This window comes from Pseudomyxococcus flavus (assembly GCF_050038885.1).
Classification (GTDB): Bacteria; Myxococcota; Myxococcia; order Myxococcales; family Myxococcaceae; genus Myxococcus; species Myxococcus flavus.
This window is the reverse complement of record NZ_CP143624.1, coordinates 6,684,292-6,710,152: the sequence shown is the minus strand read 5'-3', so window position 1 is coordinate 6,710,152 and position 25,861 is coordinate 6,684,292. Positions and strand designations below refer to the sequence as shown.

The 25,861-nt window shown below is 70.5% G+C and carries 25 protein-coding genes; 10 read left to right on the top strand and 15 right to left on the bottom strand.

The features are described from left to right. Positions 1-44: 44 nt before the first annotated feature. Positions 45-1,580: a hypothetical protein gene (locus tag VZL07_RS28215; RefSeq protein WP_426750908.1), complete on the top strand. Its 1,536-nt coding sequence runs from the start codon at positions 45-47 to the stop codon at positions 1,578-1,580. Between the two features lie 79 nt (positions 1,581-1,659). Here the strand turns inward: VZL07_RS28215 and VZL07_RS28210 are convergent, their stop codons facing one another. The 6 genes from VZL07_RS28210 to VZL07_RS28185 all read right to left on the bottom strand — a co-directional run bounded on the left by VZL07_RS28210 (position 1,660) and on the right by VZL07_RS28185 (position 8,052). Further along, positions 1,660-3,501 carry a GspE/PulE family protein gene (locus VZL07_RS28210; protein ID WP_426750907.1) on the bottom strand — a complete coding sequence of 614 codons (1,842 nt, stop codon included), beginning with the start codon at positions 3,499-3,501 and terminating at the stop codon, positions 1,660-1,662. 184 nt (positions 3,502-3,685) lie between these two features. Then, entirely contained in the window at positions 3,686-4,426 is a 741-nt protein-coding gene (locus VZL07_RS28205; protein WP_426750906.1) for a uroporphyrinogen-III synthase, read from the bottom strand. Between the two features lie 42 nt (positions 4,427-4,468). Further along, positions 4,469-5,413, bottom strand: a complete 945-nt coding sequence (hemC, locus tag VZL07_RS28200; protein WP_426750905.1) for a hydroxymethylbilane synthase — start codon at positions 5,411-5,413, stop codon at positions 4,469-4,471. After that, on the bottom strand, positions 5,410-6,735 hold the full coding sequence (hemA, locus tag VZL07_RS28195; protein ID WP_426757390.1) for a glutamyl-tRNA reductase: 1,326 nt from the start codon (positions 6,733-6,735) through the stop codon (positions 5,410-5,412). The genes hemC and hemA overlap by 4 nt, the downstream gene beginning before the upstream one ends. Before the next feature lie 2 nt (positions 6,736-6,737). Beyond that, positions 6,738-7,556, bottom strand: a complete 819-nt coding sequence (locus tag VZL07_RS28190) for a cytochrome C assembly family protein (protein ID WP_426750904.1) — start codon at positions 7,554-7,556, stop codon at positions 6,738-6,740. A gap of 34 nt (positions 7,557-7,590) precedes the next feature. After that, complete coding sequence (locus VZL07_RS28185) at positions 7,591-8,052, bottom strand: hypothetical protein (RefSeq protein WP_426750903.1); 462 nt, start codon at positions 8,050-8,052, stop codon at positions 7,591-7,593. Positions 8,053-8,155: 103 nt separating this feature from the next. On the opposite strand from VZL07_RS28185, the gene trxA reads away from it, so the two are divergent. After that, positions 8,156-8,488, top strand: a complete 333-nt coding sequence (gene trxA, locus VZL07_RS28180; protein WP_426750902.1) for a thioredoxin — start codon at positions 8,156-8,158, stop codon at positions 8,486-8,488. 68 nt (positions 8,489-8,556) lie between these two features. Here trxA and VZL07_RS28175 read toward each other — a convergent pair whose 3' ends face one another. Next, a complete protein-coding gene (locus tag VZL07_RS28175) occupies positions 8,557-9,258 on the bottom strand; it encodes a polyphosphate kinase 2 family protein (RefSeq protein ID WP_426750901.1) in 702 nt (233 codons plus the stop codon). Positions 9,259-9,435: 177 nt separating this feature from the next. On the opposite strand from VZL07_RS28175, the gene VZL07_RS28170 reads away from it, so the two are divergent. Continuing rightward, positions 9,436-9,771, top strand: a complete 336-nt coding sequence (locus VZL07_RS28170; protein WP_426750900.1) for a hypothetical protein — start codon at positions 9,436-9,438, stop codon at positions 9,769-9,771. A gap of 55 nt (positions 9,772-9,826) precedes the next feature. Here the strand turns inward: VZL07_RS28170 and VZL07_RS28165 are convergent, their stop codons facing one another. The 5 genes from VZL07_RS28165 to mreC form a co-directional block, all read right to left on the bottom strand. Then, positions 9,827-10,519 (bottom strand): PilZ domain-containing protein, encoded by a 693-nt coding sequence (locus VZL07_RS28165; RefSeq protein WP_426750899.1) that lies wholly within the window; start codon positions 10,517-10,519, stop codon positions 9,827-9,829. A 128-nt stretch (positions 10,520-10,647) separates the two neighbouring features. Beyond that, complete coding sequence (gene rodA / locus VZL07_RS28160; protein ID WP_426757389.1) at positions 10,648-11,775, bottom strand: rod shape-determining protein RodA; 1,128 nt, start codon at positions 11,773-11,775, stop codon at positions 10,648-10,650. A gap of 7 nt (positions 11,776-11,782) precedes the next feature. After that, entirely contained in the window at positions 11,783-13,822 is a 2,040-nt protein-coding gene (gene mrdA, locus VZL07_RS28155; RefSeq protein WP_426750897.1) for a penicillin-binding protein 2, read from the bottom strand. Then, positions 13,819-14,319: a hypothetical protein gene (locus VZL07_RS28150; RefSeq protein WP_426750896.1), complete on the bottom strand. Its 501-nt coding sequence runs from the start codon at positions 14,317-14,319 to the stop codon at positions 13,819-13,821. Before VZL07_RS28150 ends, mrdA begins: the two co-directional genes overlap by 4 nt. Continuing rightward, positions 14,316-15,176 (bottom strand): rod shape-determining protein MreC, encoded by an 861-nt coding sequence (mreC, locus tag VZL07_RS28145; protein ID WP_426750895.1) that lies wholly within the window; start codon positions 15,174-15,176, stop codon positions 14,316-14,318. Before mreC ends, VZL07_RS28150 begins: the two co-directional genes overlap by 4 nt. A gap of 209 nt (positions 15,177-15,385) precedes the next feature. Between mreC and VZL07_RS28140 the strand changes: the two genes are divergently transcribed. Next, positions 15,386-16,951 (top strand): peptidylprolyl isomerase, encoded by a 1,566-nt coding sequence (locus VZL07_RS28140; RefSeq protein ID WP_426750894.1) that lies wholly within the window; start codon positions 15,386-15,388, stop codon positions 16,949-16,951. Between the two features lie 99 nt (positions 16,952-17,050). Here the strand turns inward: VZL07_RS28140 and VZL07_RS28135 are convergent, their stop codons facing one another. Continuing rightward, entirely contained in the window at positions 17,051-18,142 is a 1,092-nt protein-coding gene (locus VZL07_RS28135) for a diguanylate cyclase (RefSeq protein ID WP_426750893.1), read from the bottom strand. A gap of 53 nt (positions 18,143-18,195) precedes the next feature. Here VZL07_RS28135 and VZL07_RS28130 point away from each other — a divergent pair, with 53 nt between their 5' ends. Both VZL07_RS28130 and VZL07_RS28125 read left to right on the top strand, forming a co-directional pair. After that, positions 18,196-18,792, top strand: a complete 597-nt coding sequence (locus VZL07_RS28130) for a Maf family protein (protein WP_426750892.1) — start codon at positions 18,196-18,198, stop codon at positions 18,790-18,792. Then, complete coding sequence (locus VZL07_RS28125; protein ID WP_426750891.1) at positions 18,789-19,454, top strand: YggS family pyridoxal phosphate-dependent enzyme; 666 nt, start codon at positions 18,789-18,791, stop codon at positions 19,452-19,454. Before VZL07_RS28130 ends, VZL07_RS28125 begins: the two co-directional genes overlap by 4 nt. A gap of 18 nt (positions 19,455-19,472) precedes the next feature. Here VZL07_RS28125 and VZL07_RS28120 read toward each other — a convergent pair whose 3' ends face one another. Beyond that, positions 19,473-19,694 carry a hypothetical protein gene (locus tag VZL07_RS28120; RefSeq protein ID WP_426750890.1) on the bottom strand — a complete coding sequence of 74 codons (222 nt, stop codon included), beginning with the start codon at positions 19,692-19,694 and terminating at the stop codon, positions 19,473-19,475. 306 nt (positions 19,695-20,000) lie between these two features. Between VZL07_RS28120 and VZL07_RS28115 the strand changes: the two genes are divergently transcribed. The 4 genes from VZL07_RS28115 to VZL07_RS28100 all read left to right on the top strand — a co-directional run bounded on the left by VZL07_RS28115 (position 20,001) and on the right by VZL07_RS28100 (position 23,922). Further along, positions 20,001-20,804 (top strand): DUF3108 domain-containing protein, encoded by an 804-nt coding sequence (locus VZL07_RS28115; RefSeq protein ID WP_426750889.1) that lies wholly within the window; start codon positions 20,001-20,003, stop codon positions 20,802-20,804. 26 nt (positions 20,805-20,830) lie between these two features. Further along, entirely contained in the window at positions 20,831-22,519 is a 1,689-nt protein-coding gene (locus tag VZL07_RS28110) for a DUF4091 domain-containing protein (RefSeq protein WP_426750888.1), read from the top strand. Between the two features lie 19 nt (positions 22,520-22,538). Then, the gene (locus VZL07_RS28105) at positions 22,539-23,435 is read left to right on the top strand and encodes a DUF3108 domain-containing protein (RefSeq protein WP_426750887.1); all 897 of its coding nucleotides are present in this window, start codon (positions 22,539-22,541) and stop codon (positions 23,433-23,435) included. A gap of 115 nt (positions 23,436-23,550) precedes the next feature. Beyond that, positions 23,551-23,922 carry a hypothetical protein gene (locus tag VZL07_RS28100; RefSeq protein ID WP_426750886.1) on the top strand — a complete coding sequence of 124 codons (372 nt, stop codon included), beginning with the start codon at positions 23,551-23,553 and terminating at the stop codon, positions 23,920-23,922. 419 nt (positions 23,923-24,341) lie between these two features. Here the strand turns inward: VZL07_RS28100 and VZL07_RS28095 are convergent, their stop codons facing one another. After that, entirely contained in the window at positions 24,342-25,838 is a 1,497-nt protein-coding gene (locus VZL07_RS28095) for a hypothetical protein (protein ID WP_426750885.1), read from the bottom strand. Positions 25,839-25,861 lie beyond the last annotated feature (23 nt).

The window sequence follows — 25,861 nt, the reverse complement described above, 5'->3', positions numbered from 1 at the left end:
GCAGGGAGGAGTGGCCCCCCCGGGCCACTCCGTGGAGAGGGACATTGAAAACGTTTCAGAAGCTGGCCCTGACCGGCCTGATTTCCCTGAGTGCGCCCGCCTGGGCCAGTGACTTCGTGGATACCCGTCTGTCGTTCGTCTTCGCGGACGACAACGTGCTGGCGGGCTCCGGTGAGACGACGCCGAACAGCCCCAATGCGCGGTTCGGCGCCGGCAACCAGAACACCCAGTTCTACGACAACTTCAACACCCGGTTCTCCGGCTTCGAGTCCCTCTCGAACGTGGTGCTCTACAAGCGGGCACCGGCATTCTTCGAGGGCCTGACGACCGAAGCGGCGCTGACGCTGCTGGTGCTCGAGCGGCCGTCGGGCGGCGTCGATATCCGCGACAACTCCAGCTACATCCGCCTCAACTACCAGCCGCCCGGCTGGGGTGAGAAGGAAGGCATCTCGCTCGTCGGCTTCCCGGTGTCCGCCGACCGCTTCCGTCTGGGCTATGCGTACCGCATCTCCTGGGGCGGCAGCGGCGTGTTCACCACCCGCGCCGCCGCCAACGGCGTGCCCGGCGGCAAGCTGCAGATCACGCGCAACAACTGGTACGCGTACGTCGGCGGCAAGACGGCGCTCATCCAGAACGAGCTCATCCTCGAGGAAGAGACGAAGTACGGCGTCATGGCCGGCGCCGGCTGGGACATCCTGGAGACGCTGCGCGTCGAGGCGGGCGGCGGTTACTTCCAGAAGGGCCTGGTGCCCGGCCTGGCGACGCTCGGCGTGGAAGCGCCGGTGAACGCCGCGGGCGTGTCCGGTCAAATCGTCTACCACGTGGGCGTGCCCGTCGGCACCAGCGTGGACTTCCGGCTCTACAAGAACGACCCGGACATCTATCAGCGCTTCTTCGCGCCGGAGCAGTACCCGGGCGGCCTGTCGTACACCGTGTCGCTCGAGGGCAGCTACCTGTCGCAGACGCTGGAGAAGCCCGACGAGTTCGGCGCCACCAAGCCCCAGGGCGCCACCGCCGTGGCCCTCCAGGCGCGCGCCAAGTACGACCTGCTCCGCGTCAGCCTGCTGGCCCTCTACCGCAGCCTGTCCTTCATCCAGTTCGAGGTGCCGGGCTTCCCGCCGTTCCAGGACTTCCCCGAGGGCACGGAGCTGAAGCCGGAGATGTTCGTCGCCGTGGGCGCGGACTACCACCTGCCGAAGCTGCACCTCACGCCGGGCTTCATCATCGGCGTGCAGCAGCCGGCCTCGTTCCGCAGCCCCACGCCGGTGCTCGGCGGCAACCAACCGCCGGAGAACCTCATCGGCACGCGCACCGTCGTGGTGCGTGACGTGAACCAGCTCAGCATCCTTCCGGAGACGTGCGGCCGCGGCAACGCGGTGTGCAAGGCGGAGCCCATCTACTCCGCGAAGGCCACGTTCCGCTGGGACCTGTCCGACTCCGTCGCCGCCGTCGGCGAGGTCTACTACACCTACGACACCAACCGGACCACGTTCCGGGACGACGTGACGGGCGTGGCACAGCCGAGCTTCGAGCGCCCGCACGCGCTGGGCTTCAACACGCTGCTCCAGGCGCGCTTCTAGGCGCCGCCCCTGCCCCACCGGGGCCTTCGGGAAGCACCGCGGCCCGGTCTCTCCTCGTGGGAGGCCGGGCCGTCGCGCGTCAGACGGTCGTCATCCGCACCACCTCGTCGAAGGCGGTGAGCCCCTGGGCCAGCTTGCGCACGGCCGCCTCGCGCAGCGTCCGCATGCCGGAGCGCCGGGCCGCCTCCACCATCTGCGCATAGGGCGCCTCGCGGGCGATGAGGTCTCTCAGCTCGCCCGCCGCGGTGACGATTTCGAAGACGCCCGTGCGCCCCACGAAGCCCGTGCCGCGGCAGCGCACGCAGCCCGCGCCCTTGAGCAGGCGCACGCCGCCGGGCAGCAGCGGCAGGGGCGCCTGGAGCGCCAGCAACTCGTCCGGCGTCAGCGTCGTCTCCTGCGCGCAGTGGCTGCACACCCGGCGCAGCAGGCGCTGGGCCATGACGCCCAGCAGGCTCTGCGCGAGGAGGAAGGACGGCACGCCCAGGTCCCGCATGCGCGCCACCGCGCCGAGCGCGTCGTTGGTGTGCAGGGTGGACAGCACGAGGTGGCCGGTGAGCGCGGACTGAATCGCGTTCTCCGCCGTCTCCGGGTCGCGAATCTCGCCCACCATGATGACGTCCGGGTCCTGGCGCAGGATGTGGCGCAGCGCCCCCGCGAAGTCGAGCCCCACCTTGGGCTGCACCTGCACCTGGTTGAAGGCGTCCCACACCATTTCGATGGGGTCCTCAATCGTGGTGACGTTGACGTCGGGGCCGGCCAGCGCCTTGAGGGCGGAGTACAGCGTCGTCGTCTTGCCGCTGCCCGTGGGGCCGGTGACGAGGATGAGGCCGTGCGGCTGGTCAATCCATGACTCGAAGGCGCTCTTCTCGTCCGGCTCGAAGCCGAGCTGGGCGATGTCCTGCACCAGCGTCTCCGGGTCGAAGATACGGATGACGACCTTCTCGCCGAACGCGGTGGGCAGCGTGGACACGCGAAGCTCGACCTCGCGGCCGTCCCGCTCCGTCTTGATGCGGCCGTCCTGCGGCTTGCGGCGCTCGGAGATGTCGATGCGCGCCAGCATCTTCACGCGCGAGACGATGGGCGGATGCACGGGCGCCGGCAGCGTGTGCACCGGATGCAGCACGCCGTCGATGCGCAGGCGCACCACGCTGGTGGTGCGCTTGGGCTCGATGTGGATGTCCGAGGCGCGGTTGTCGAAGGCATAGCGCAGCAGGTAGTCCACCGCCTGCACCACGGGCCGGTCCGAGGCCTCCAGCTCCTGGGTGCCGCTGAGCGACACGAGCTGCTCGAAGTTGGCGACCTGCGCGCCGGCCGCGGCGCTGAAGTCGTCGGCGGCGCGGGCCAGCGTCTTCTTGAAGCCGTAGATGTCGCTGATGGACTTGAGGATGTCCGACTTGGCGCTGAGGATGGGCTCCACGGGCATGCCCGTGAGGCGGTGGAAGCTCTCGAAGAGCTCGCGGTCGAAGGGGTTGGCCACCGCGACCAGCAGCCGCCCCTGCGGCGTGCGCTCCAGCGGGAGCAGCACGTGCTTCTGGGCGTAGGGCCTGGACACGGTGCGCGTGGCCAGCGCCATGTCGAGCTTCAGCGGGTCAATCTTCCGGTAGGGCATGCCCGCGGCGCGGGCGGCGGCCTCGGTGATGCGGTCCTCGTCGAGTACGCCCCGGCCGTTGGACAGCGGCACCTGGAACACCGCGACGATTTCCACCGGCGACACGTCATAGCGCGCGGCTTCCTTGCCACCGGTGGCCCCCCGGGCCTTGAGGACGCGGGCGCGCGCGGCGGCTTCCTTGGCGAGCACCTCCTGCGCCTGCTGGCGTTGCAGCAGCCCCTGGGCGACGAGGGCCTCCAGCACGAACAACGTGGTGAAGTCGTCCCGGCTCTTCGGGGCAGTGCCACCCACGCCGCTTGCTGGCTGTACCAAGCTCGTCTCCTTTCACCCCGGCCGCCCGCCGGAGCGCGGCCCCGGAGCGTACCAGACGCGCTCGGGCGCACGGCGGAGCACGCTCCCGACAGCGGCGCCTGACCCCCTCGCCCGTGCCCTGACGGGCAGGCACAGCACCGCCCCCCGCGCCGGCACTCACCGGTGACGTGCCGCAGGCTCGCCGTCAGTGCACGGTGCTCGTCACCGCCAGCACGGCGGCGTCCACCAGGGCCTCCGGCGTGGGCCGCTCGGCGACGGCGGCCGCGGGCACGCCGAGCCGCTCCAGCGCGGACGCGGTCGTCGGGCCAATGGCCACCACCCGCGCGGCGGACAGGCGCTCGCGCCCGGCCTCCTCCAGGAAGGCCTCCGCGGTGCGCGGAGAGGCGAAGAGCACCACGTCCGGAGGAGCCGCATCCAGCATGGCCAGCGACTCCGGCGGCAGCGACGCGGGGGTGGAACGGTACGCGGTCACTCGCGACACCAGGACACCGTGCTCACGCAGCCCGTCTTCCAGCTCGCGCCGCCCCTCCTCCGCGGCGGGCAGGAGGACCTCGTCCCCCGGCTGCAGCGCATCCTTGATGAGGTTGAAGAGGGCCTCGCCCGTGCCCTCGGCCGGCTCGGCGACCACCTCCAGGCCATAGCCCTCCGCGGCGCGCGTCGTGCGCGGCCCCACGGTGGCCACCTTGACATGCCGAATCCGGTCCTGGGTGCCGGCCTCGCGCAGGGCCTCCATCAACGCCTCCACGCCGGACGGGCTGGCGAACACCACCCACCGGTAACGGTGGATGTGCTCAGCCGCGGACAGCAGCGGACGCCGGTCCTCCGGCGGATGCAGCTCCAGCAGGGGCACGCTGAGCACTTCCGCGCCCTCGTCCTCCAGCAGGAAGCACAGCTCCTCGGCCCGCTCACGCGGGCGCGTCACCAAGACTCTCTTGCCTTCCAGTCGCCGTTCCACGCGCACGGCAGTCTAGGACTCTCGCGCCTCTGCGCGGCGGGCGAAATCACGCAAGATGTCCGCCGCGCCACGCGACAGCAGGTCGTCCGCCAGGGCCTCGCCCAGCGCCTGGGCCTGCGACACCGGGCCGCTCACCTCGCCTCGCACCACCCGTGTGCCGTCCGGACGGCCCACGAGTCCGCGCAGGAGCAACGTCTCCCCGGCCACGGTGGCGTGGCCCGCCAGCGGCACGGTGCAGCCGCCCTCCAGCTTCGCCAGGAGCGCGCGCTCGGCGGTGACGGCGATGCGCGTGGTGGCGTGCTCCAGCGGCGCCAGCAGCTCGCGCACGCGGGCGTCATCCGTGCGGCACTGGATGGCCAGCACCCCCTGCCCCACCGCGGGCAGGCTCACCTCGGGCGGCAGCACCTGGGTGATGACGTCCTCCAGCCCCAGGCGCTTGAGCCCCGCGAAGGCCAGCAGCGCGCCCGCCAGGCCCTGCTCGCGCGTCCTCGCCAGCCGCGTCTGCACGTTGCCGCGGATGCTGACGATGTCCACGTCCGGCCGCCGCTCGCGGAGGATGCAGCTGCGGCGCAGCGACGAGGTCCCCACCCGAGCGCCCTGGGGAAGCGTGTCCAGCGTCACCCCGCCCAGGCCACAGAAGACGTCACGGGGGTCCTCACGCTCCGGCACCGCCGCCAGCACCAGGCCCTCCGGGAACACGGACGTCATGTCCTTGAGGCTGTGCACGGCGATGTCCGCCCGGCCGTCGAGCAGCGCCTGCTCGATTTCCTTCACGAACAGGCCCTTGCCGCCCACGGCGGACAGCGGCGCGGACAGGAAGCGGTCTCCTTCGGTGGTCATCTCCACCAGGGCCACGTCGAGCCCGGGGTGATGCGAGGCCAGCAGCGCGCCCACGTGGCGCGCCTGCCAGAGCGCCAGCGGGCTCTGACGGGTGGCGATGCGCACGCGCGACATCACTTGCCCCCCGTGGCGGCGTGGACCGGCGCGGCCATGACCGACGGCGCCGCGGCGGCGGCCCCCACCTCATCCTCCAGGAGGCCGAACAGCTCGGCGGCGGCCCCGGCGAGCCGGTTCCCCTCACCCTCGGGTCCCACGGCGCGCAGCCGCGCGGTGGGCTCATGCAGCAGCTTGTTGACGATGGCTCGGCCCATGGCCTCGATGCTCTTGCGTTGCTTGTCGTTGAGTCCTTCACCCAGCGCGCTCAGCGTGCGCTCGACCTCGGTGCGGGCAATGGCCTCCGCGCGCTGCCGCAGCCGCGCCAGCACCGGCGTCCCCTCGCGCAGCGCGCGCTCCTTGACGAAGCGCGCCACCTCCTGCGCCACCAGCACGCCCGCCTTCTGCGCCTCTTCCGCGCGCGCCGCGGCGTTGTCCGCGACGAACTTCTGGATGTCATCCACGTCGTAGGCATGCACCCAGTCCAGGGTCCCCACGGCGGGGTCGATGTCGCGGGGCACCGCCAGGTCCACCATGAACAGCGGCCGGCCGCGGCGCCCACGGCCCAGCGCCCCCACGTTGTCGCGGGTGAAGAGGGGCACGGGCGACGCCGTGCTGCACACCACCACGTCCGCCGCCGCCACCAGGCCGAGCAGCTCCTCGAAGGGCCGGGCCTGGCCGCCCACCTCGGCCGCCAGCGCCTCCGCGCGTGCCAGGGTGCGGTTGGTGACGTAGAGCTTCGAGGCGCCCGCCTGCTTCAGGTGCCGCGCCGCCAGCTCGCCCATCTCCCCCGCGCCCACCACCAGCACCGTCTTGCCCGACAGCCCGTCGAACACCTTGCTGGCCAGCTGCACCGCCGCCGCCGCCATGGACGTGGCCGCGCGGCCAATGGCCGTCTCCGTGCGCACGCGCTTGGCACAGCTGAACGCGGCCGCGCAGGCGCGCATCAGCTCCCCGCGCACCGCGCCGGCGCCCTGGCCCCGCTCGAAGGCGTCCTTCACCTGGCCCAGTATCTGGGCCTCGCCCAGCACCATGGAGTCCAGGCTGCACGCCACGCGGAACAGGTGGACCAGCGCCGCCTCGCCCTGGTGCTCGTAGAGGTGCTCCAGCGCCGCGGTGCCGCCCAGGGACTCCAGCTCCGCCAGCGCGCGCTGCCGGGCCATCTCGGCGCTCGGCGCCGCCAGGTACACCTCCACGCGGTTGCACGTGGAGACCCACAGCGCCTCCACGGGCGCCTGGGCCAGCCGCTGGAGCACGGCGACCTGCCGCGGCTCCGGCAGGGCCAGCCGCTCGCGGACGTCGAGAGGCGCCGTCCGGTGGGACAGGCCGATGCAGATGAGCTCCATACTCACGGCATCCTCATGGCCGCCGCCGTGGGCGACGACAGGTCATACGAGGACAGGAAGGACACCAGGACCAGGCAGAAGCCCGCCATGGTGAGGAAGGCCACGCGGCGCCCCTGCCAACCCGCGAAGGTGCGCGCCATCAACAGCGCGGCGAAGACGGCCCAGGCCACCAGCGTGGCCAGCGTCTTCCCGTCCACGGACCAGGGGCCCGGCGCGGAGCCCACGAAGAAGGCCCCGGTGGCGAGGGTGATGGACAGGGCCAGGAAGCCCCACACCACCAGCCGCCGGTTCAGCGTGTCCAGGAACTCCAGCGAGGGCAGCCGGGAGAAGAGCAGCCCGAAGCGCTTCGCCTTCACCTGCCGCTCCATGAGCACGTACATGACGCCCACCCCCGCGGCCACCGCGAACGCGGCCAGGCCCATGAGCGCCAGGGTGATGTGCAGCGGCAGGAGCGGCTGACGCACCCCGGCGGGCAGCGGCGCCTGCCCGCCCTGCAACAGCAGCCCGGGCAGCAGCGCGGCCAGGGCCAGGGGCGTGAGGAACGCGCCGATGACGGGCCGGCGGTAGCGAACGTCCAGGAACAGGAAGATGGCCAGCAGCAGGAAGGCCAGCGCGGAGAAGCCCTGGGCCAGCCCCACCGGCCGCCCGTTCTGGGCACCGAGCAGCTCGAAGAGCGCCACGCCGTGCAGCGCCAACCCTCCGCCCACCAGCACGCGCCCGGCGGTGGCCAGCGCCTCGGATTGGCGGACCAGGTAGGCGAGGTAGGCCACGGCGGCGATGCCATACGCGTGGCAGGCGAGCGAAACGAGCGTGTGGCTCATAGGGGCAGGCTCATAACCACGGGAGACAGGCGAATCAGCCCATCTTGTTCAAGATGAAGGCGGCCAGAAGGTCTGCTTCGGAATCCGGCTTCTTCTCCGCGCCCTCTGGCCGGGGCGCACCGGCGGCCACCTCTGCTACATACCCCGGAACGACCTCATAGGCGTTGTCCCCCACCAGGACCGAGTCGGCCATCTGCTCGGCCCCCAGCCTGGCAAGTTGCTCCTCGGTCTTCACCCGGGCCACCAGCCCCTGGGTGTCCTCGCCCGACACGAGCTGGACGAAATGCACCGCCGGCGTGAGGGGGAAGGCCACGCCCCCTTCCGCCATCACCACCAGCCGGCCGTCCCGCAGGTCCGCTTTGTCCGCCAGTGCCCACTCCTCGAGCTGGGTCTGGGGCAGGAAGAGCTTCGTCACGCCCTTCAGCTTACACCACCCATCCGCCCGGGGGTGGAAGCGGTGGGGGAAATGGTTGAAACAGCCGCCACGAGTCCGCATCTGTGCCGCTAGATTGGCTGATGCCCGGCCGATCCTTGCAGGGCCCCCGGACGCGTAATACAGGACGCGACGGAGCTGCCCGGAGCGGGCACGAGGAGACACCATGGCAGGCGCGGACGTGACGAACATCGGAGATGGCGACTTCAAGCAGCAGGTCCTGGACGCTCAGGAGCCCGTGCTGGTGGACTTCTGGGCGACGTGGTGCGCGCCGTGCCGCGCCATCGCGCCCTCCATCGAGGCGCTGGCCTCGCAGTACAAGGGGCAGGTGAAGTTCACCAAGCTCAACATCGACGAGAACCAGGATACGCCGCAGGAGTACGGCATCCGCTCCATCCCCACCCTGCTCCTCTTCAAGGGCGGCAAGGTCGTGGAGCAGATCGTCGGCGCGGTGCCCAAGGCCCGCATCGAGGACGCCGTCAAGAAGGCCCTGACGTAGTCTTCCGCGCCGCGGGGCCGAGCGCGCGGGTGGGCCCCTGCTCCCCGCGCCCCTTCGCGGCGCCCGTCTCACGACAGCAGCGCCACGCACCGTCGCAGCACCTCCAGGCGCGAGTAGCGCTTGTCATTGCCCGGCACCACGTGCCACGGCGCGTCGGGACGGTGCGTGCGGTCCAGCATGTCCTGGATGGCCTGCTCGTACTGCCTCCATTTCGACCGGTTGCGCCAGTCGTCGGGCCCCAGCTTGTAGCGCTTGGCGGGGTCCTGCTCGCGCTCGCGGAAGCGCTTGAGCTGCGTCTTCTTGTCGATGTGGATGAAGAACTTCACCATCCGCACACCGTCCGCGGTGAGCATGTGTTCAAAAGCGTTGATTTCATCGTACGCGCGCCGCCACTCGGCGGGCGTGGCGAGCCGCTCCACCCGCTCCACGAGCACGCGCCCGTACCAGCTCCGGTCGAACACACAGAGCTCTCCAGCCCCTGGCGTCTTGCGCCAGAAGCGCCAGAGATAGTGATGGCGGCGCTCCTCCTCGGATGGCGCGGAGATGGGCCACACTTTGTAACCGCGTGGGTCCATCAGCGTGGTGAGTCTGCGGATGGCGCCACCCTTTCCAGCGGCATCCCATCCCTCGAAGACAATGACGGCCTTCCGCCCTGCCAGGTAGTTCTGCGTCTGCAGCTCGAAGACACGCTCCTGGAGTGATTTGAGCGTCTTCTCATATTCCGCGTGTTCACCCGCTGAGACGGATGGATCGACCGCTGCGAGTGTCACAGTGCCGTGAGGACATACGGGAAACACGTATCCATTTGCAGTCTTGTCATCAATTTTTTGAGATCGTTTACGAGTCAAGACAGACCCTCCAAGGTTGTATTGACAGCGATGACTTCAACCGCCAAATAGGCACATAGCAGTGTCTGTGTTGGTTGACTGTTTTCACTTGGAGTATTCATGGCACGTCCACGCAAAGAACTGTCCGCCGTCCCGCTGACGCCGGCCATGGTGAACTGGGCCGAAGCCCTGGGTGACGCCATTGGCCGCGGCATGCTGCGCGCCCTCAACGACGGCATGCCCCGCCTGGGCGCCTCCGCACCGAGCTCCGCGGCGCTCACCGCGGGCCGCCGCAGGGGCCGTCCGCCGAAGGTCATGGCGGGCGCCAGCCTGGTGTCGCTGGACCGGCGCTGCACGATGGATGGCTGCACGCGGGAGCAGCGCTCGAAGGGGCTGTGCTCCGCGCACTATCAGGCCGAGCGCCGTCGGCAGATCTCGAACAGCAAGTCGGCTTGATTGACGGCCCTCCGGACACCCGCCCACGGCCCTGGGCGATGGCCGGTGTGAAACGTCATCCCTGCCATGGGTCGGAGACGGAAGACGTGGCCTTGAGCAGCTCCCAGGCCGCCAGCACGTCCACCACGCGTTCCACTTCACTGGGCAGGGAGCGAGCCCGCTGGGACTTGAGATAGTCCTCCGCGAAGGCCCTCAGCCGCATCCCCACGAAGAGCCGCGCCAGCGCCACCTCCGTCTGTCCGCTGAAGTCGAGGAAGCGCACGCCGAAGCCGCTGCGCCCGCCCGGCCCGTCACCCCGCTCCTCCCGCACGATTTCCGCGCGCGCCAGCACCGGCGTGGCGCCCTCCTCCAGCGCGAAGCGCACCCCGAGCACCGTGCCCAGCGGCAGGTAGAAGGTGCTCTCCAAGAAGGCGCCGCTGACGCTGACGTTGACGGACATGAGGCTCGCCGCGAAGCGCCGCCCGCCCGCGTCGTCATCCACCCAGACCTCGAAGCGCGTGGCGAGCTGGGCCCGGGGAAAGTGCCGGTGCTCGGCCTCGCCCTGATTCATCTCTATCAAGGGTGAGAAGGCGGGCCTCGGCTCGGCCCTCACCGCCGCTGCCGCCCCGCCGCCAGGACGCGCGGGCACCGCCGCGGGGCGAGCCTCCTTCGCCAGCGCCGGCGCCTGCGCGGGCGCTCGCGTGGGCGCGCGCACCGGCGCCTCCACGCGCGTTGTCCCCACTGCCTTCTGGCCACCCTTCCTCTGCATGATGCGTCCTCACCTGCCCGGGAGGGCCTCGCCCTCCAGCTGCGTTGGTGGGGTGATTCATACACCACCCCATGCCGCGCGCCGAGAAACGCTTGCGCCCGCCTGGTGAGGATAAATTCCGGGAATTCTCAGAACATGTGACGTCGCATGCTGATGTTCACCAGCAAGCCGATGCTGAGCATCACCGAAAGCAGGGAGGAGCCGCCGTAACTCATGAGCGGCAAGGTGATGCCCGTCACCGGCAGCAGGCCAATCACCATGCCGATGTTCTCGAACACCTGCCAGAAGAGCATGGCCACCACGCCCACGGCGACGAAGGCGCCAAACCTGTCTCGCGCGTTGAAGCCCACGCCCAGGCCGAAGATGAAGATGGCGCCATAGAGCACCAGCAGGAGGATACACATGACGAAGCCGTGCTCCTCGGCCCACACCGAGAAGATGAAGTCGGTGTGCTGCTCGGGCAGGAAGCGCAGGCCCGTCTGGGTGCCCTCGCGCCAGCCCTTGCCGGAGACGCCGCCGCTGCCCACCGCGATTTTCGACTGCGCCGCGTGGTAGCCGCTGCCCCGCAGGTCCGCCTCGGGGTCCAGCCAGCCGGAGATGCGCTGGCTCTGGTGCTTCTTCAGATAGTGGCGGACGATGGTGGGCCGGGGCTCCGGCACGTCGCGGATGTAGTCGTTCCAGATGACGATGCCCGCGGCGAGCACGCCCGCCACCAGCGTGGCCACCAGGTACCAGCGCACCTTCCCGAACAGGATGATGGTGAGCGAGGACAGGCCAATCATCAGCGCGGTGCCCAGGTCCGGCTGCACCAGCACCAGGGCGAAGGGCACGAAGACGACGAGCACCGGCTTCCACAGCCGCGTCAGGCCGTAGGACGGCTCATTGGGCTGGAAGTCGTCATGGTAGACCTTGGCCAGCATCAGCACGACGCCAATCTTCATGAACTCGGCCGGCTGCATGCGGAACGGGCCGATGACGAACCAGCTCTCGGCGCCCTTGGCCGTGTGGCCGAAGAAGCGCAACGCGATGAGCAGCAGGATGTTGCCCACGTAGATGGGCACCGCCATCCGCTGAATCCAGCGGTAGTCCACCAGGCACACCACCATCACCGCGACGATGCTGATGCCCAGGTACAGCGCCTGAGAGCCCCACACGGGCGAGTGCGGGGGGCGCGACGCCGAGGCCAGGTTCCAGATGCCCAGGCCGCACACCGCCAGCACGGAGAAGATGAGGCCCCAGGGAATGTGGGGCACCATCCGGCGCTCAATCCGCAGTTGCACGTGCGCTGTCCTCTTCGTCGCCCGGCAACCGGGTCGGTGGCCGCACGCCCCGCGTCAACGCCGCCTCTTCAGGGCCAGGCGCGCGCGACGCGGAAGACGGCGTATAGGGCTGGTTGGGACGCGGCGGCGGCGCCGTGGCGTCCAGCTTCTTCAAGTCGAAGTACTTCTGGAACACCGCCATGGCGGTGGGGGCCGCGTCCGAGCCGCCGTGGCCGCCGTGCTCGTTGAGCACGACGATGGCCAGCTCCGGCTTGTCCGCGGGCGCGAAGCCCGCGAACCACGCGTGGTCGCGCTCGAAGTAGCTCATCTGGTGCGTCTTGAGGCGGATGGCGCCCAGGCGGGCCACCTGCGCGGTGCCCGTCTTCGCCGCGATGAGGATGTCCTTGTCGCGCATGTGGTTCATGCGCGCCCGGTAGGCGGTGCCGCCCGGCTCGTGCGCCACCATCACCAGGCCGTCCACCACCGCCTTCAGGTGCGGGGCCGGCAGGTCCACCTTGCGCACCACCTCCGGCTGGAAGGACTCGATGGTCTTCCCATCCAGGTCCTCCAGACGGCTCACCATCTGCGGCTTGTAGAGCGTGCCACCGTTGGCGATGGCCGCGTACAGCAGCGCGAGCTGGAGCGGCGTGACGTTGTTGTCGCCCTGGCCGATGGAGCTGTTGAGCGCCATGCCCTTGGTGTAGCCACCGGGTGACGCCTTGTCGTGGTAGGCGCTGGTCGGCATGATGCCCGGCACCTCCGCCACCACGTTGACGCCGGTGGGGCTGCCCAGGCCCAGCGACTTGCCCATCTCCCCGATGGGGTCCAGGCCGATGGTGTCCGCCACCTTGTAGAACCAGGTGTCGCACGACGTCTTCATCGCCGTGAGCCCGTCCATGTGCCCGTGGCCGGCGTCCTTGTGGCAGCGCCAGGTGCGCGCGCCCAGCCGGTAGCCGCCGGGGCAGTTCACCACCGTCTCGGGACGGAAGGCGCCCGACTTGAACGCGGCCAGCGCGGTGACGACCTTGAAGGTGGAGCCCGGGCTGTAGTGCTCGGCCGCCACGCGGTTGATCATCGGGTCCAACGGGTCCCTGGAGAGCAGCGCCATCTGCTGGGGCGTCACGCGGCCGGTGAGCAGGTTGGGGTCGAAGCCGGGCCGGGACACCAGCGCGCGGATGAAGCCGGTATGGACGTCAATGGCCACCACCGCGCCCGTCACGCCCGGGAAGGCCCGCTCCGCCTCCTCCTGCAGCCGCATGTCGATGGACAGCACCAGGTTGCTGCCCGGACGCGGCGGCACCACGGCGTTGTCCCCCAGCTTGTCGTTCAGCTCCTCGATGGTCTGCCCGCGCGCGTTCACCACTTCCTTGCGCACGCCGTCGGTGCCGCGCAGGCGGTTCTCGAAGTAGCGCTCCAGGCCGCGCCGGCCGATGTAGTCCCCCAGCGCGTAGCGGGCGCCGTCGCCGTTGAGGCGCTCCAGCTCCTCCTGGGTGATTTCGTTCATGTAGCCCAGCACGTGGGACAGCACGGTGTTGGTGCGGTAGTGCCGGTGCGGCACCGGCGCCACCTCCACGCCGTCCAGGATGTCGCGCCGCGCGGCGATGCGGTCGTACTCGTCGCGCGACAGGTCCACCCGCACCGGCACGGGCTGGAAGGGCGCGTGGCGCCGCCCCATGCGCACGATGTCCTCCACCTTCTTGCGCTGGTCGGCGTCCCACTGGAGCAGCTCCGCCAGCCGGGGGATGACCTGCTCGAAGCAGTCGGTGCAGAAGGCGGGGGTGATGAAGGCGTCGAAGGACGGGCGGCTGTCCACCAGGATGGTGCCGCGCGCGTCCTTGATGACGCCGCGGTCGGCGCGCAGCCGCACCTCCTTGACGAAGTTGGCAACGCTCTTGGCGGCGTACTCCTCGCCCCGGGTGATTTGCAGCCGGTAGAGCTGGATGGAAATCAGGCCCAGGCCCAGCACCATGGCCAGGCCCAGCCACACGAAGCGACGCTTGAGCTCGCGCCCCGGCGTCGTATTGCCCAGCGTCGGAGGCGTCACCGCAGCAACCCCGCGGGTCGCTCCTGCGACGCCTCGAAGCGGCGCAGCAGCGGGAAGAGCGCCAGCGCCGCCAGGCCCGTGAGCGCCACCTGCAGCGGCATCTCCGCCAGCAGCGAGCCTGGCCCGTCCTCCTTCACCGTCAGCCAGGTGAAGAACGAGGCGAGCAGCGAATGCGCCACGTCCGCGGCCATGGCGAACAGGGCGAAGGCCAGCGGGCCCCGTACCTCCACGAAGGTGGGCACCACCCGGCCCACCAGGAAGATGAACACCGCCAGGAAGGTGAAGAGCCACGTGGGCTGCCCGCTCATCAGGTCGAGCAGATACCCCACGCAGAAGGCGGAGAAGGCCCCTTCCACGAGCGTGGCCCGCAGGGCCAGGAACGCCACCAGCACCACGGTGACGTCAATCCGGCCGAGCTCCAGGCCCGCCTGCTTCACGATGACCGACTCCAGCGTGAGCAACGCCAGCGCCAGTGCGACCGACACCAGGAACTTCATTTCGACGCGCCCTCCGCGGTGCTGCCCGGCGCCATGGCGCTGTACGGGCTGCCCACCACCAGCACCTCTTCCAGCTTGCTCGTATCCACCGCCGGCACGATGTCCGCGCCCCGGAACATGCCGTGCTCCTTCTTCTCCAGGTTCGTCACGCGGCCCACCACCATGCCGGGCGGATAGACGCCGTCCGTGCCCGCGGTGATGATGAGGTCTCCGTCCTCGACGTCCTCGGTGCGCAGCATGTTCTCCAGCTTCAGGGGACCGCCTCCCGTGCCCGCCGCGGTGCCCCGGGCGCGCGAGCGCTGCACGCGCACCGCCACCCGGCTCTGGGGGTCCGTCACCAGCGCCACGTCCGCATAGCCGCCCGTGGCCCGGATGACCTGCCCCACGATTCCGTCCGGCGTCACCACGGACATGCCCCGGAAGACGCCCTGCTGCTCGCCACTGCTGATGCGGACCGACAACAGCTTCGCCACCGGATTGACGCCCACCACCCGCGCGGGGATTTCCGGCCCCGGCTCGGCCTCCGCGTAGCCGAGCAGCTTGCGCAGTCGCTCGTTCTCCATTCGCGACTCGCCCAGGGCCTGGACGGCCGCTCGCAGCTGGAGGTTCTCCAAACGCAGCGCGTCATTCTCCTGCCGCACCCCGCGCAGGTCCAGGTAGTTCTGGACCGCGGAAATCGAGCCCTCGATGGCGGAGGTGAGCCCCTGCTGGATGGGGGACGTCACGGCGATGATCGCCCGGTCGACGAAGAAGGTCCCCCGGCCCTTGCTGCCGCCGAGCAGGAAGGCCACGAGCGGGAAAAGGAGCAGAAAGCCCACGAAAAGGGGGCGGTAGTACCGCTTGAGGAGCGACCACACAGGCAGGGGATTCCGGGGGTTTTAGGGGAGCAGGGGCGGGCTAAGGGCTCTAAATCGCTTGCATTTTCCGGTGCGTTATCCTAGGCAGTCAAGGCCTGCATGGGGGGCGGTCCCTGGTCCACCACCCACCGGCCGGGCTACCAACAACACCGCGTCGCGAGTCCTTCCGCACGGGTTTTCTCGGCGCGTTTGCCCCTGAAGTGACGACAATGGACGGTCTGAATCCCCGGAAGGTTGCCTCGCTCCTGTTCATCATCGGCATCGCGGTGGTGTTCACGCTCCAGTTCGGCCCGGGCAGCACCGGCTTCGGCGCCTCGGGTGGCACGACGGCGCCCGGCTCGGTGGCGACGGTGAACGGCAAGGAAATCCCGCTGCGTGACTTCGCCGCGGCGTGGGCCCAGCAGATGAACTTCCTGCGCGCGCAGGGCAGCCCCGTCCCGGAGTCGCTCGCCCGCCAGTTCGGCATGCACACGCAGGTGCTCGACCGGCTGGTGAGCACGGAGCTGCTGGCCCAGGCCGCCGAGCGCCACGGCATCACCCCGTCCGACGACGAGCTGCGCAAGCTGCTCTTCCAGAACACCGACTTCCACAAGGACGGCCAGTTCGACGTCGAGCGCTACCAGCAGGTGCTGCGCGACTTCTACCGGAAGTCGCCGCAGGACTTCGAGGCGGAGCTGCGCCGCCAGCTGGCCGCCCAGAAGATGCTGGACGTGGTGCGCTCGAACGCCGTCGTGTCCGACGACGAGGTCCGCGCCCGCTTCGAGAAGGAAGGCAACCAGGCCAAGCTCGTCTTCGCGCGCTTCCTGCCGGCCATGTACGCCGACAAGGTCCCCGCCCCCACCGCCGCGCAGCTGGCCGAGTGGAAGAAGGCGCACGAGAAGGAAATCAAGGAGTACTTCGAGGCCAACCGCTTCGTGTACCAGCAGCCGGAGCGCATCCGCGCGCGTCAGGTGCTGGTGAAGCTGCCCCCGGAGGCCACCGCCGAGCAGAAGACGGCCGCCATGGAGAAGGCGCAGGCGCTGCGCAAGGAGATTGAAGGCGGCAAGGACTTCGCCCAGGTGGCGCGCGACAGCAGCGAGGACCCGGGCAGCAAGTCGCGCGGTGGCGACCTGGGCTGGGTGGAGCGCGGCAGCTGGGAGCCGGCGCTGGCGGACGCGGCCTTCGCGCTGAAGGCGGGCGAGGTAACGCAGCCGGTGGAGACGAAGTTCGGCGTGCACCTGGTGAAGGTGGAGGAGAAGCAGGCGGCCCAGGACAAGAAGCTCGAGGACGTCCAGGACGAGATTGCCACCACCCTCTACAAGCAGGAGCGCGCCAAGCAGCAGGCCCGCGCCGAGGCGGACAAGGCCCTGGCCTCCATCAAGGGCGGCCAGTCCCTGAAGACGCTCTTCCCGCCGGAGAAGGAGCAGCCCGCGCTGCTGCGCTTCGAGACGGAGACGCGCCCGGAGGCCGTGGAGACGGACAGCTTCACCGCCGAGGGTGAGGCGGTGCCGCACCTGGGCCCCGCGCCCGAGCTGGTGAAGGCGGCCTTCGCCGTCAGCACCCCGCAGGCCGTGGACGGCGTGTTCCCCGCGGGTGAGGGCTTCGTGGTGGCGCAGGTGGTGGAGCGCCAGAAGCCGGACGCGGAGGGCTTCGAGAAGCGCAAGGAGGAGCTGCGCAACCAGGCCCGCCAGGCCAAGCAGATCGAGCTGACGGACTCCTTCCTCAAGGCGCTCCGCGAGCAGGGCTCGGTGGTGACGAACACCGCAGCCATCGACTCCGTGGTGGGCACCGGGTGATGTCAGGCGTCCAGCCGTGACGCCGCCGCGAGGGCCGGGCCGAGGGAACTCCCCTCCCCGGCCCTCTCGCATTGCGGGCTCCCGCGTGTGAAGGGAGCGCTACCGCTCGGGGAAGTCGGGCGAGCCGCTGCCCTGGGGCGAGGTGGGCTCGGCGACGCAGAGCGCGTCGCGCCCCCGGGCCTTGGCGGCGTACATGGCGAAGTCCGCGGCGCGGATGAGGTCCAGCGCGGACGCCGCATGGTCCGGGTAGGTGGCCACGCCCACGCTGGCGGTGAGGCGCACGTCCAGGCCCTGGTCGTGGAGGAAGCCGCGGCCACGGAAGGCCTCGCAGACGCGCTGACCGATGATGGCCGCGCCATCCTGGTCCGTCTCCACCAGCAGCATGGCGAACTCGTCGCCGCCGTAGCGGAAGACGGCGTCCAGGTTCTGCCGGCCCAGGGTCATCAGCAGGTCCCCCACTTCCTTCAGGGTGGCGCTGCCCACCAGGTGTCCGTGGGTGTCGTTGACGCTCTTGAAGTGGTCCAGGTCCAGGAAGACGAGCGACAGCGGATGCCGGAAACGCTCCGAACGCTTCACTTCCTGGTCCAACAGGGCGCGCAGGTGGCGGGCGTTGTAGCAGCCGGTGTGCTCGTCCGTAATCGTCAGCTCCTGCACCCGCCGGAAGTTGCGCGCGTTCTCGATGGCGATGGCCGCGTAGTCCGCGATGGCGGTGAGGATGGTGAGGTCCTCGTTGGTGAAGGGCGGGTCCATGGGCCCGTTCACCAGCTCGATGATGCCCAGCACCCGGCCCCGGGCCAGCAGCGGCACGGCGAGGATGGAGCGGGTGTGGAAGGCGGAGGCCTGGTCGAAGCGCGGGGCGAAGCTGGGGTCGCCGCCCACGTCATGGACGAGGCGGGCCACGCCGGAGGTGAAGACGGCCCCGGCGATGCCCTCGCCCGGGTTGAGCTGGAGGCCCTTGAGCACGTCCGCGCCGTCGCCCACCGCGATTTCGAAGTAGAGCTTTCCGGTGCGCTCGTCCTGGAGGATGAGCGACCAGTTGCGAGGCAGCAGCAGGCTGCTGACCTTCTGCATCACCAGCGCCAGCACCTCGCGCAGCTCGAGCGTCGAGGTCAGGGCCTTGGCCATCTCATTGAAGGCGGCCAGCTGCTCCACCGTCCGCTTCATGGCCGACAGGAGGTCCGCGGGATTCATCCGTAGAGTCCACTCCGGGGCACAAGTCTGGTAAGGCCGGGTCGAGCCGTAACATGCACATGAACGCAGATCAAACGTTGCTCGTCCTCGCCTCCGCGTCGCCGCGACGCCGGGAACTTCTGTCCCAGCTGGATATCCGCTTCACCGTCTCGGCCGCGGACATCGACGAGACGCCCCGCGCGGGCGAGGCGGCGCCGGCCTACGTCGAGCGGCTCGCCCGGGAGAAGGCCGGCGTGGTGGCCACCCGTCACCCCGGCGCCTGGGTGCTGGCCGCCGATACCACCGTCGCCCTGGGCACCGAGCTGATGGGCAAGCCCCGGGACGCGGAGGAGGCCCAGGCCATGCTCGCGCGCCTGTCCGGGCGCACGCATGACGTCTACACCGGCGTGGCCCTGGCCGGCCGTCATGAGGCGGCGCTGGTGGTCCACACCCGCGTCACCTTCCGGGCGCTGAGCGCCGCGGAGATGGCCTGGTATGCCCACACCGGCGAGCCGCTGGACAAGGCGGGAGCCTACGCCATCCAGGGCAAGGGCGGCTTCCTGGTGGCGGGCGTGGAGGGCAGTACCTCCAACGTCGTGGGTCTGCCGCTGGCGGAGACGGTGGCCCTGCTGGAGCGCGCCGGCGTGCCCGTGCCCTGGAGGACTTCATGAGCGTGGCGGAGCGACTGGCGGCGGTGCGGGAGCGCGTGGCCGCGGCGTGTGCCCGCGCGGGCCGGCCGGTGGAGTCGGTGACGCTGGTGGCGGTGTCCAAGCTGAAGCCCGCCGCCCTCATCCGCGAGGCCTATGCCGCCGGCCAGCGCGACTTCGGGGAGAACTACGCGCAGGAGCTGCGGGACAAGGCGGCGGAGCTCGCCGACCTGGACGGCCTGCGCTGGCACGCGATTGGCGCGCTCCAGACGAACAAGGTGAAGTACGTGGCGCGGGTTGCCGGGGCCTTCCACGCGTTGGAGCGGCTGGAGGTCGCCCGCGAGCTGTCGAAGCGCCGCGAGGGTTCCCCGCCCCTGCCCGTCTACGTCGAGGTCAACGTGGGCGCGGAGGCCACCAAGAGCGGGCTGGCCCCCGACGCGCTCGGGGCCTTCCTGGACGAGGCCCGCGCCCTGCCAGGCCTCCAGGTCGTCGGGTTGATGGCGCTTCCGCCGCCCACCGACGACGAGGCCCGCGCCCGGGGCGACTTCCGGATGCTGCGCGAGCTGGCCCGGACGCACAGCCTGTCGGGCCTGTCCATGGGCACCACCCACGACTTCGAGTGGGCCATCGAGGAAGGCGCCACCGTCGTCCGCGTGGGCACCGCCATCTTCGGCGAGCGGACCTGAAGGCCCGGGGATGGCGGCTCACAGCTCCTTGAACTTCACCCGCCCCTCCGAGTTCACGGTGACCTTGAACTCGGAGCCGCAGTAGTTGCAGCGCACCTCGTCCCCGTGGCCCAGGGGCTCGTCCAAGGGGTTGTTGGCGTTGCATGAGGGACAATCGAAGTCCTTGTGCGCCTTGCCGCTGCCTCGCGTGGATTCCTTCTCGTCATCGTCGAAGTCGTAAGAACCGCCACCACCAGACATGGGCTCCTCCTGCGGTATGGCGCCCGACACCGCGGGCCGCACCTCGGAAAGGCTATCAGCGGTGTCAGCGAGTGGACATGCCACCGTGCGGCATTCCCGCCTGCCGTGCGCTCAGGCTCGGGGCGCCAGGAGGCGCGCCACCCGTTGACGTGCGAAAGTGTGCCTCCCCGTGGAGTGGCCGGCCTTCGATTGAATGGCTGGTCAACGACCGCGTCAGTGGAAATGGCCGGTGGCGGGAATGGTTCGGAACCAGGTCTGGCGAATCGCAACCAGGCTACCTAACTTCCAAGCGAGGGAGCTCACCCGATGCAAACGCAGTCCAAGTGGGGGGTCGCGGCGATGCTCGCGGGCCTGGTGTGGTCGGCAACGGCCGCGGCCCAGGAGTCCGTGAACCCGGCGTTCGGCCCCGGTGAGCAGAGCTCGTACCGCGTCCGGTACCTGGGCATCACCGCCGGCACCGCGCAGGTGACGGTGGGCGCCACCATGAAGCAGTGGGGCGAGGAGGTCTGGCCCATCGTCGCGTTGGCCCGCTCCAATGACATGCTGGGCATCTGGCCCATCAAGGACAAGTTCGTGTCCTACTGGCAACCGGAGCAGCAGCGCGTGGTGGGCAGTGAACTGCACGCCGACGAAAACGGCTCGCGCCGCCGCCAGCGCATCAAGATGCTGCCGGATGGCCGCTCCGCTTTCGTCGTGAAGCAGAAGGAAGGCGAGGCGGCGCGGGAGTCCACGCGTGAGGTGGCCGAGGGCACGCTGGACATGACGGGCGCGACGTTCGCGCTGCGCAACCGGGACCTGGCGGTGGGCGAGGAGTATGCCTATCCCGTGTTCACCGGGAGCAAGGTGTTCACCCTCCGCGCGAAGGTGGAAGGACAAGAGGTGCTGAGCACGGAGCTGGGCAAGAAGGAAGTGTTCAAGCTCAGCGTGAAGACGGAGTTCGAGGGCAAGCTGGCCTCGAAGCGAGACATGTTCGTCTACTTCACCACCGACCCGAGCCACGTGCCGGTGCGGGTGGAGGCGGACCTCGCGCTGGGCACCATCGTCGCGGAGATTACCGACTACAAGCCGGGCCGGAGCATGACGGTGGCCCGCGCAGAGAATGGCGGGTAGCACCCGCCGGAGAGTGAAGGGGGCGGATGGGAGCGGGATGGGCGTGGGCGGTGGTGGCGGCGGCGATGTCCGCCACGCAGGAACCGCAGGTGCTGTCGCCCCTGGTCAAGGTCCGGCCGGGGGAGAGCGTGAAGGGCCGCAAGGACGCGCGGCTCAGCCTCGCGCGAGGTGAATGCGAGGCCGTGCAGGTGGCGCTTCCCGGCCGGGTGGAGCGCCCCGGCGTCGAACCCCTGACGCTGAAGGGGCCCGGCGCGGCCTTGAACGCCTCCGTCTGGCGAGAGGCCTTCATCGACGTGAAGACGCCGTCCAACGGCCAGGGCCGCACGGGCCCCTGGCCGGACGCGCTGGTGCCGGTGGACGCGCCGGGACACGACCCGAAGCTGCCCACCGTCTTCTACGTGGAGGTGTGCGCCCCGGAGAAGCAGGAGCCGGGGACGTACCGGGGCCAGCTCCACGTGAAGGCCGGGGGCGCCCGGCCCGTCCCGGTGTCCTTCACCGCGGAGGTGCAGCCCTTCGCGCTGCCCGCCACGTCCTCGCTGCCCAACAGCTTCGGGGTGTCGATGTACAGCATCGCCCGCGGCCACGGCGTGGACCCGGAGTCGCCCGAGGCGCGCAAGCTGCTGCGCGACTACGGACGGGCGCTGCTGGAGCACCGGGTGAGCGCGCATGGCATGAGCATGACGCCGCCCCCCGTGCGCTTCGAGAAGGGCCGCGCGGTGGTGGACTGGAGCGCCTACGACGCGGAGCTGGGCCCCTTCCTGGACGGCAGCCTGCTGCCCTCGGGCGCGCGCTTCACCAGCACCGACGTGCGCGACAGCAAACAGGCCAGGACGGACGCGGAGAAGACGGCGTACTACCGCGCCTTCGCCGAGCACTTCCGCCAGAAGGGCTGGCCGGTGCAGCTCTTCTTCTACGCCAAGGACGAGCCCAAGCCCGAGGACGTGCCCCTGGTGAAGGCGCAGTCCGCGCGGGTGCGCGCGGCGGGTGGCATCCCGGTGCTCGTCACCAGCCCGCTGGATGACGCGCTGAACGGCTCGGCGGACATCCTGACGCCCACGCTCAACTGCTTCTACCCGCGCCCCGGGCCGCAGACGTGCCACACCGTCATGGAGCCCGGAGCGCTGCGCAAGCGGCTGGCAGGTACCACCCGGGTGTGGTGGTATCAGAGCTGCAATTCGCACGGCTGCAACGGTGGCCCGCCGGCCGACAAGAAGGTGGACGCCGCCTACAGCGGATGGGCCTCGTACATGGTGGACCACCCCGCCCCGCTCAACCGCGCCATGGGCGTGCTGGCCTTCTCGGCCAGCGTGGATGGCGAGCTCTATTTCGACACCGTCTTCGCCTACAACACGAAGAAGGACCCCTGGAAGGACGTCTTCGAGTTCGGTGGCAACGGCGATGGCACGCTCTTCTACCCGGGCACGCCGAACCGGGTGGGTCCTTCCGGCCACCAGCCGGTGCTCACGCTGCGGCTGAAGCACATCCGGGATGGGCTCGAAGACTACGAGTACCTCCGGCTGCTCTCCGAACTGGGTGACGCCGCGTTCGCCCGGACGGCCGCACGGCGGCTGGCACGCACCGGTTGGGACATCACCACGGATGCGGGAGAATGGGAGGCGGTCCGCGAGGAAGTCACCGCCCGGCTCCGCAAGCGTTGGGCGGAATCCGAATATGCGAAGGGCCCGGGCCGTCTGACGCCGCAGAGCACCCCGTAGTCCACCTGGAAGGAAAAGGATGAGCCCCATGCGCACCCTCCTCGCGGCCGTGTTGTCTCTGTCCACTGCCAGCGCCTGGGCCCAGCTTCCGGACACGGAGGCGGACGCGCCGGAGCCCGCGAAGGCCGAGCAGGAGAAGGCCGAGGCTCCCGTCACCGTCGCCCCCTGCGCCTCGGCCCTGCCAGCGCTGCGCACGCCCCTGGCGTTCATGCCCGGCGAGGTGCTCGAGTTCGACCTCGACGCCATGGGCGCCCAGGCCGGCACCATGACGATGCGCGTCCACAAGCCCAAGGACGGGCACCTGCCCATCCAGGTGGAGGCGCAGACGAACACCTTCTTCTCCAAGGTCCGGCGCGTGCGTGGCAGCGCCACCGCGTACCTCCATCCGCGCACGCTGCGCCCCAGGCGCTACGTCGAGGACACGATGGAGAACGAGCAGCGCCGCAAGGTGGAGGTCGCCTTCGGCCAGAAGGAGCGCACCGTCAAGGTGGACTACCAGTTCGGCCAGCGCCCCAAGGGCCAGTTCAACTACACCTTCGACAAGGACGGCCTCGACGTGGCCGGCGCCATCTATTTGATGCGCCAGCTCCCGCTCAAGGACGACCTCCCGGTGTGCTTCGACGTGTACGGCGTGCGCCGCATGTGGCGCATGCAGGGCTCGGTGGTGAAGCGCGAGCAGGTGACGACGCCGCTGGGCCAGTTCAACGCCTGGCACCTGAAGGGCGTCGCCGTGCGCCTGGACAGGCCCAAGCAGCAGCGCGAAGTGCACGTTTGGATTTCCGACGACGCGCGCCGCCTGCCCCTGGCCGCCGTGGGCACCATCGACCTGGGCGCCGTGCGCGCCACCCTCACCGCCGTCTCGCGCCCTGGCGAGAAGCCACAAAAGAGTGAAGGCGAGGAAACGATGAAGTGGTGAGGCGCTGCGGCGCCCTGCCCCGCTGTCCTCGAGGCCCGTGGCCGCCGCGCCGCGGGCCTTCTTTCGGTCCGGACTGGAAAATTGACGGAGCGCTACGTGCCTGTAGCGTCAGGGCATGGCCCCTCCGGCACTCGCTTACGCCGCCCCCACGCCGCTGCGCCGCGCCGACCCGGTCCGGGTGGCCATGGAGCGGCTCGCCCATTCGCTGCCCGCCCGCACCGATGCGGAGGTTCTCGTGGACCTGCTGGAGGATGACCTCCGCGAGGGCCTGGGCGCGCTCGGCGAGGTCGAGGCCCACTTCACGGACCTGCTCGATACGCTCCGCACGGAGGCGCTGACCCCAGCCACCCTGGTGGATACAGGGGATGACCTGCGCGTCCTGCAGCAACTGGATGCCCTGCATGATGCCGTCGTGCGGCTGCGCAAGCGCCTGTCCCAGGCCGCGACCCTGAGCCGCCTGGCCCAGGCGCCGGCTCGCGGGCGCTGAGGCACGGGCCTCGCGGGTCCGTACGCGGTTCCGCTCCACTCCCACTGCACCGCTCCGCAGCGCGTCCAGACGCCTCCGCGCGGCACCGACGCCACGTCGCGACGCCTCCCCGCCACACGGCGAAGCACCGCTGGCCCGCGGAGGCGCCTCACGCCCTCGGCGCACGGCACCATGCCGGCCGAGGCGCGCAGCGCGACAGGGCTCAACGCCCTCGCCCAACCCTCACGCGCTCGGCCCACGGCACCATGCCGACCGAGGCGCGTAGCGCGACGGGGCTCAACGCCCCCGCCGCCCCCCTCACGCCCTCGGCGCACGGCACCATGCCAGCCGAGGCGCGCAGCGCGACGGGGCGCGACGGGGCTCAACGCCCTCACCGCCCCCGCCTCACGCCCTGACGCGCCTCACCTCGACCGGGTCCTTCAGGGGCCCGCGGCAGGTGCCGGAGCGGCCGCCGGCGCGGGCGTGGCCGGAGCCACCGTCGTCGCCGGCCCCGTCACCGGTGACGGGGTCGTGGGCAACGCGATCGCAGGCCCCGCGTTGAGCGGCGCGGGCGTGCCCAGCAGCGGCGGCGGCAAGGCCCCATTCAGGGGCGTGGGCGTGCTCAGCAGCCCGGGAGGCGGCGTGCCCGGGCTCGAGTTCAGCGGCGTTGGCGTGGCGAGGATGCCCGCGCTCGACTGTCCCGTCCCGACGAAGGCATCGAAGGTCCCCGGCGTCAGCGGCTGCACCGTGAACGTGCCGAACGTGGACACCGTCGGCGGGGTCGTGAACGCTCCCATCGTGGTGCCGGCTCCCGTCGTGCTCGCCACTGGCGCGCCGGTCCCATCCAGCGGCGCCGTCGGGAGCTGGCCGGAGAATGTGGCGGGACCGTTGGACGTCGGCAGCTGCGCGGACAGGTCGCCGCTGACGACGTCCGGCGTCACGGGCGTCACGGGTGCTCCAGGCACCGCCGCGCTCGGGATGGGGGTCGCCGCGAGGTCCCCCGTGGCCATGGACGTGGCGGGCACGGTCACCCGCGTGATGGCCCCGGTGTCCTGAAGTGGAGCCCCCACGACGGGCCCCGTCGTGCCGCTCCCCCCCACCGTCCCACTGCCACCCGTTGCCGATGGCGCGGGCGGCGGCGACGCGGTGATGGGCGCCCCCACCGTGGCCCCTGGCGGCACGGGCGTGAGCGCATTCCAGCTCAGCGGCGGCCCGCCCGTGTTCTCCACGAAGGGCCGCGAGCGCACCGCCGTTCCATCCAGGTCGATGGCCACGTCCTCGAACACGAACTGGATGAAGCCCCGCGGCTCGAGCTGCGGCGGCAGGTTCCACACCAGCACCACCAGCTCCGTGTCGTCGTAGCGGGCCTGACGCAGGAGCCGGTGCGTGTCGTCATCCGCGTAGGCGCCCGCGGCCAGCGCCGCCGCATGCACGAAGGCCGTGTCCGTCAGCAGCTGCCCGTTGCGCCAGACGCTGCCCACGCCCCACACCGCCACCGCGGCATGCGTGCGCGTCATCGCCGTCCACCCCAGGCCGCTATCGCCATAGAGCGGCACGTCCAGCAGCACGCCGCCGCCAATGGTGTGCGGTGGCGGCCGCGGCAATGGCCCCGCCGTCCCTTGCCCACGCGCCTGCGCGGGTGGAAAGCCCGCCTGCGTCAGCTCCACCCGGTACTCGGTGGCCCCCAGGCGGAACGACGCCTCCAGTTGGCCCTTGTCACCGAAGGTGGCGCCCGGCAGGGACACGCGGTCCTCCACCGTGAGAGACGCGCTCCCGGTGCCGTCCTCGGCCAGGTCCGTGAAGGGAAGTGAACCTTGGATGAAGAAGCCGTCTGGCTGCTCGGTTCTCGCGCTGGCCTCCCGGCCCTCGAACGTGAACCCGCCTGGCGCCGCGGCCAGCAAACCGGACAGAACGAACGTGGTGATGGGTCCCGCCATCGACGCTGCCTCCTTGGTTCACA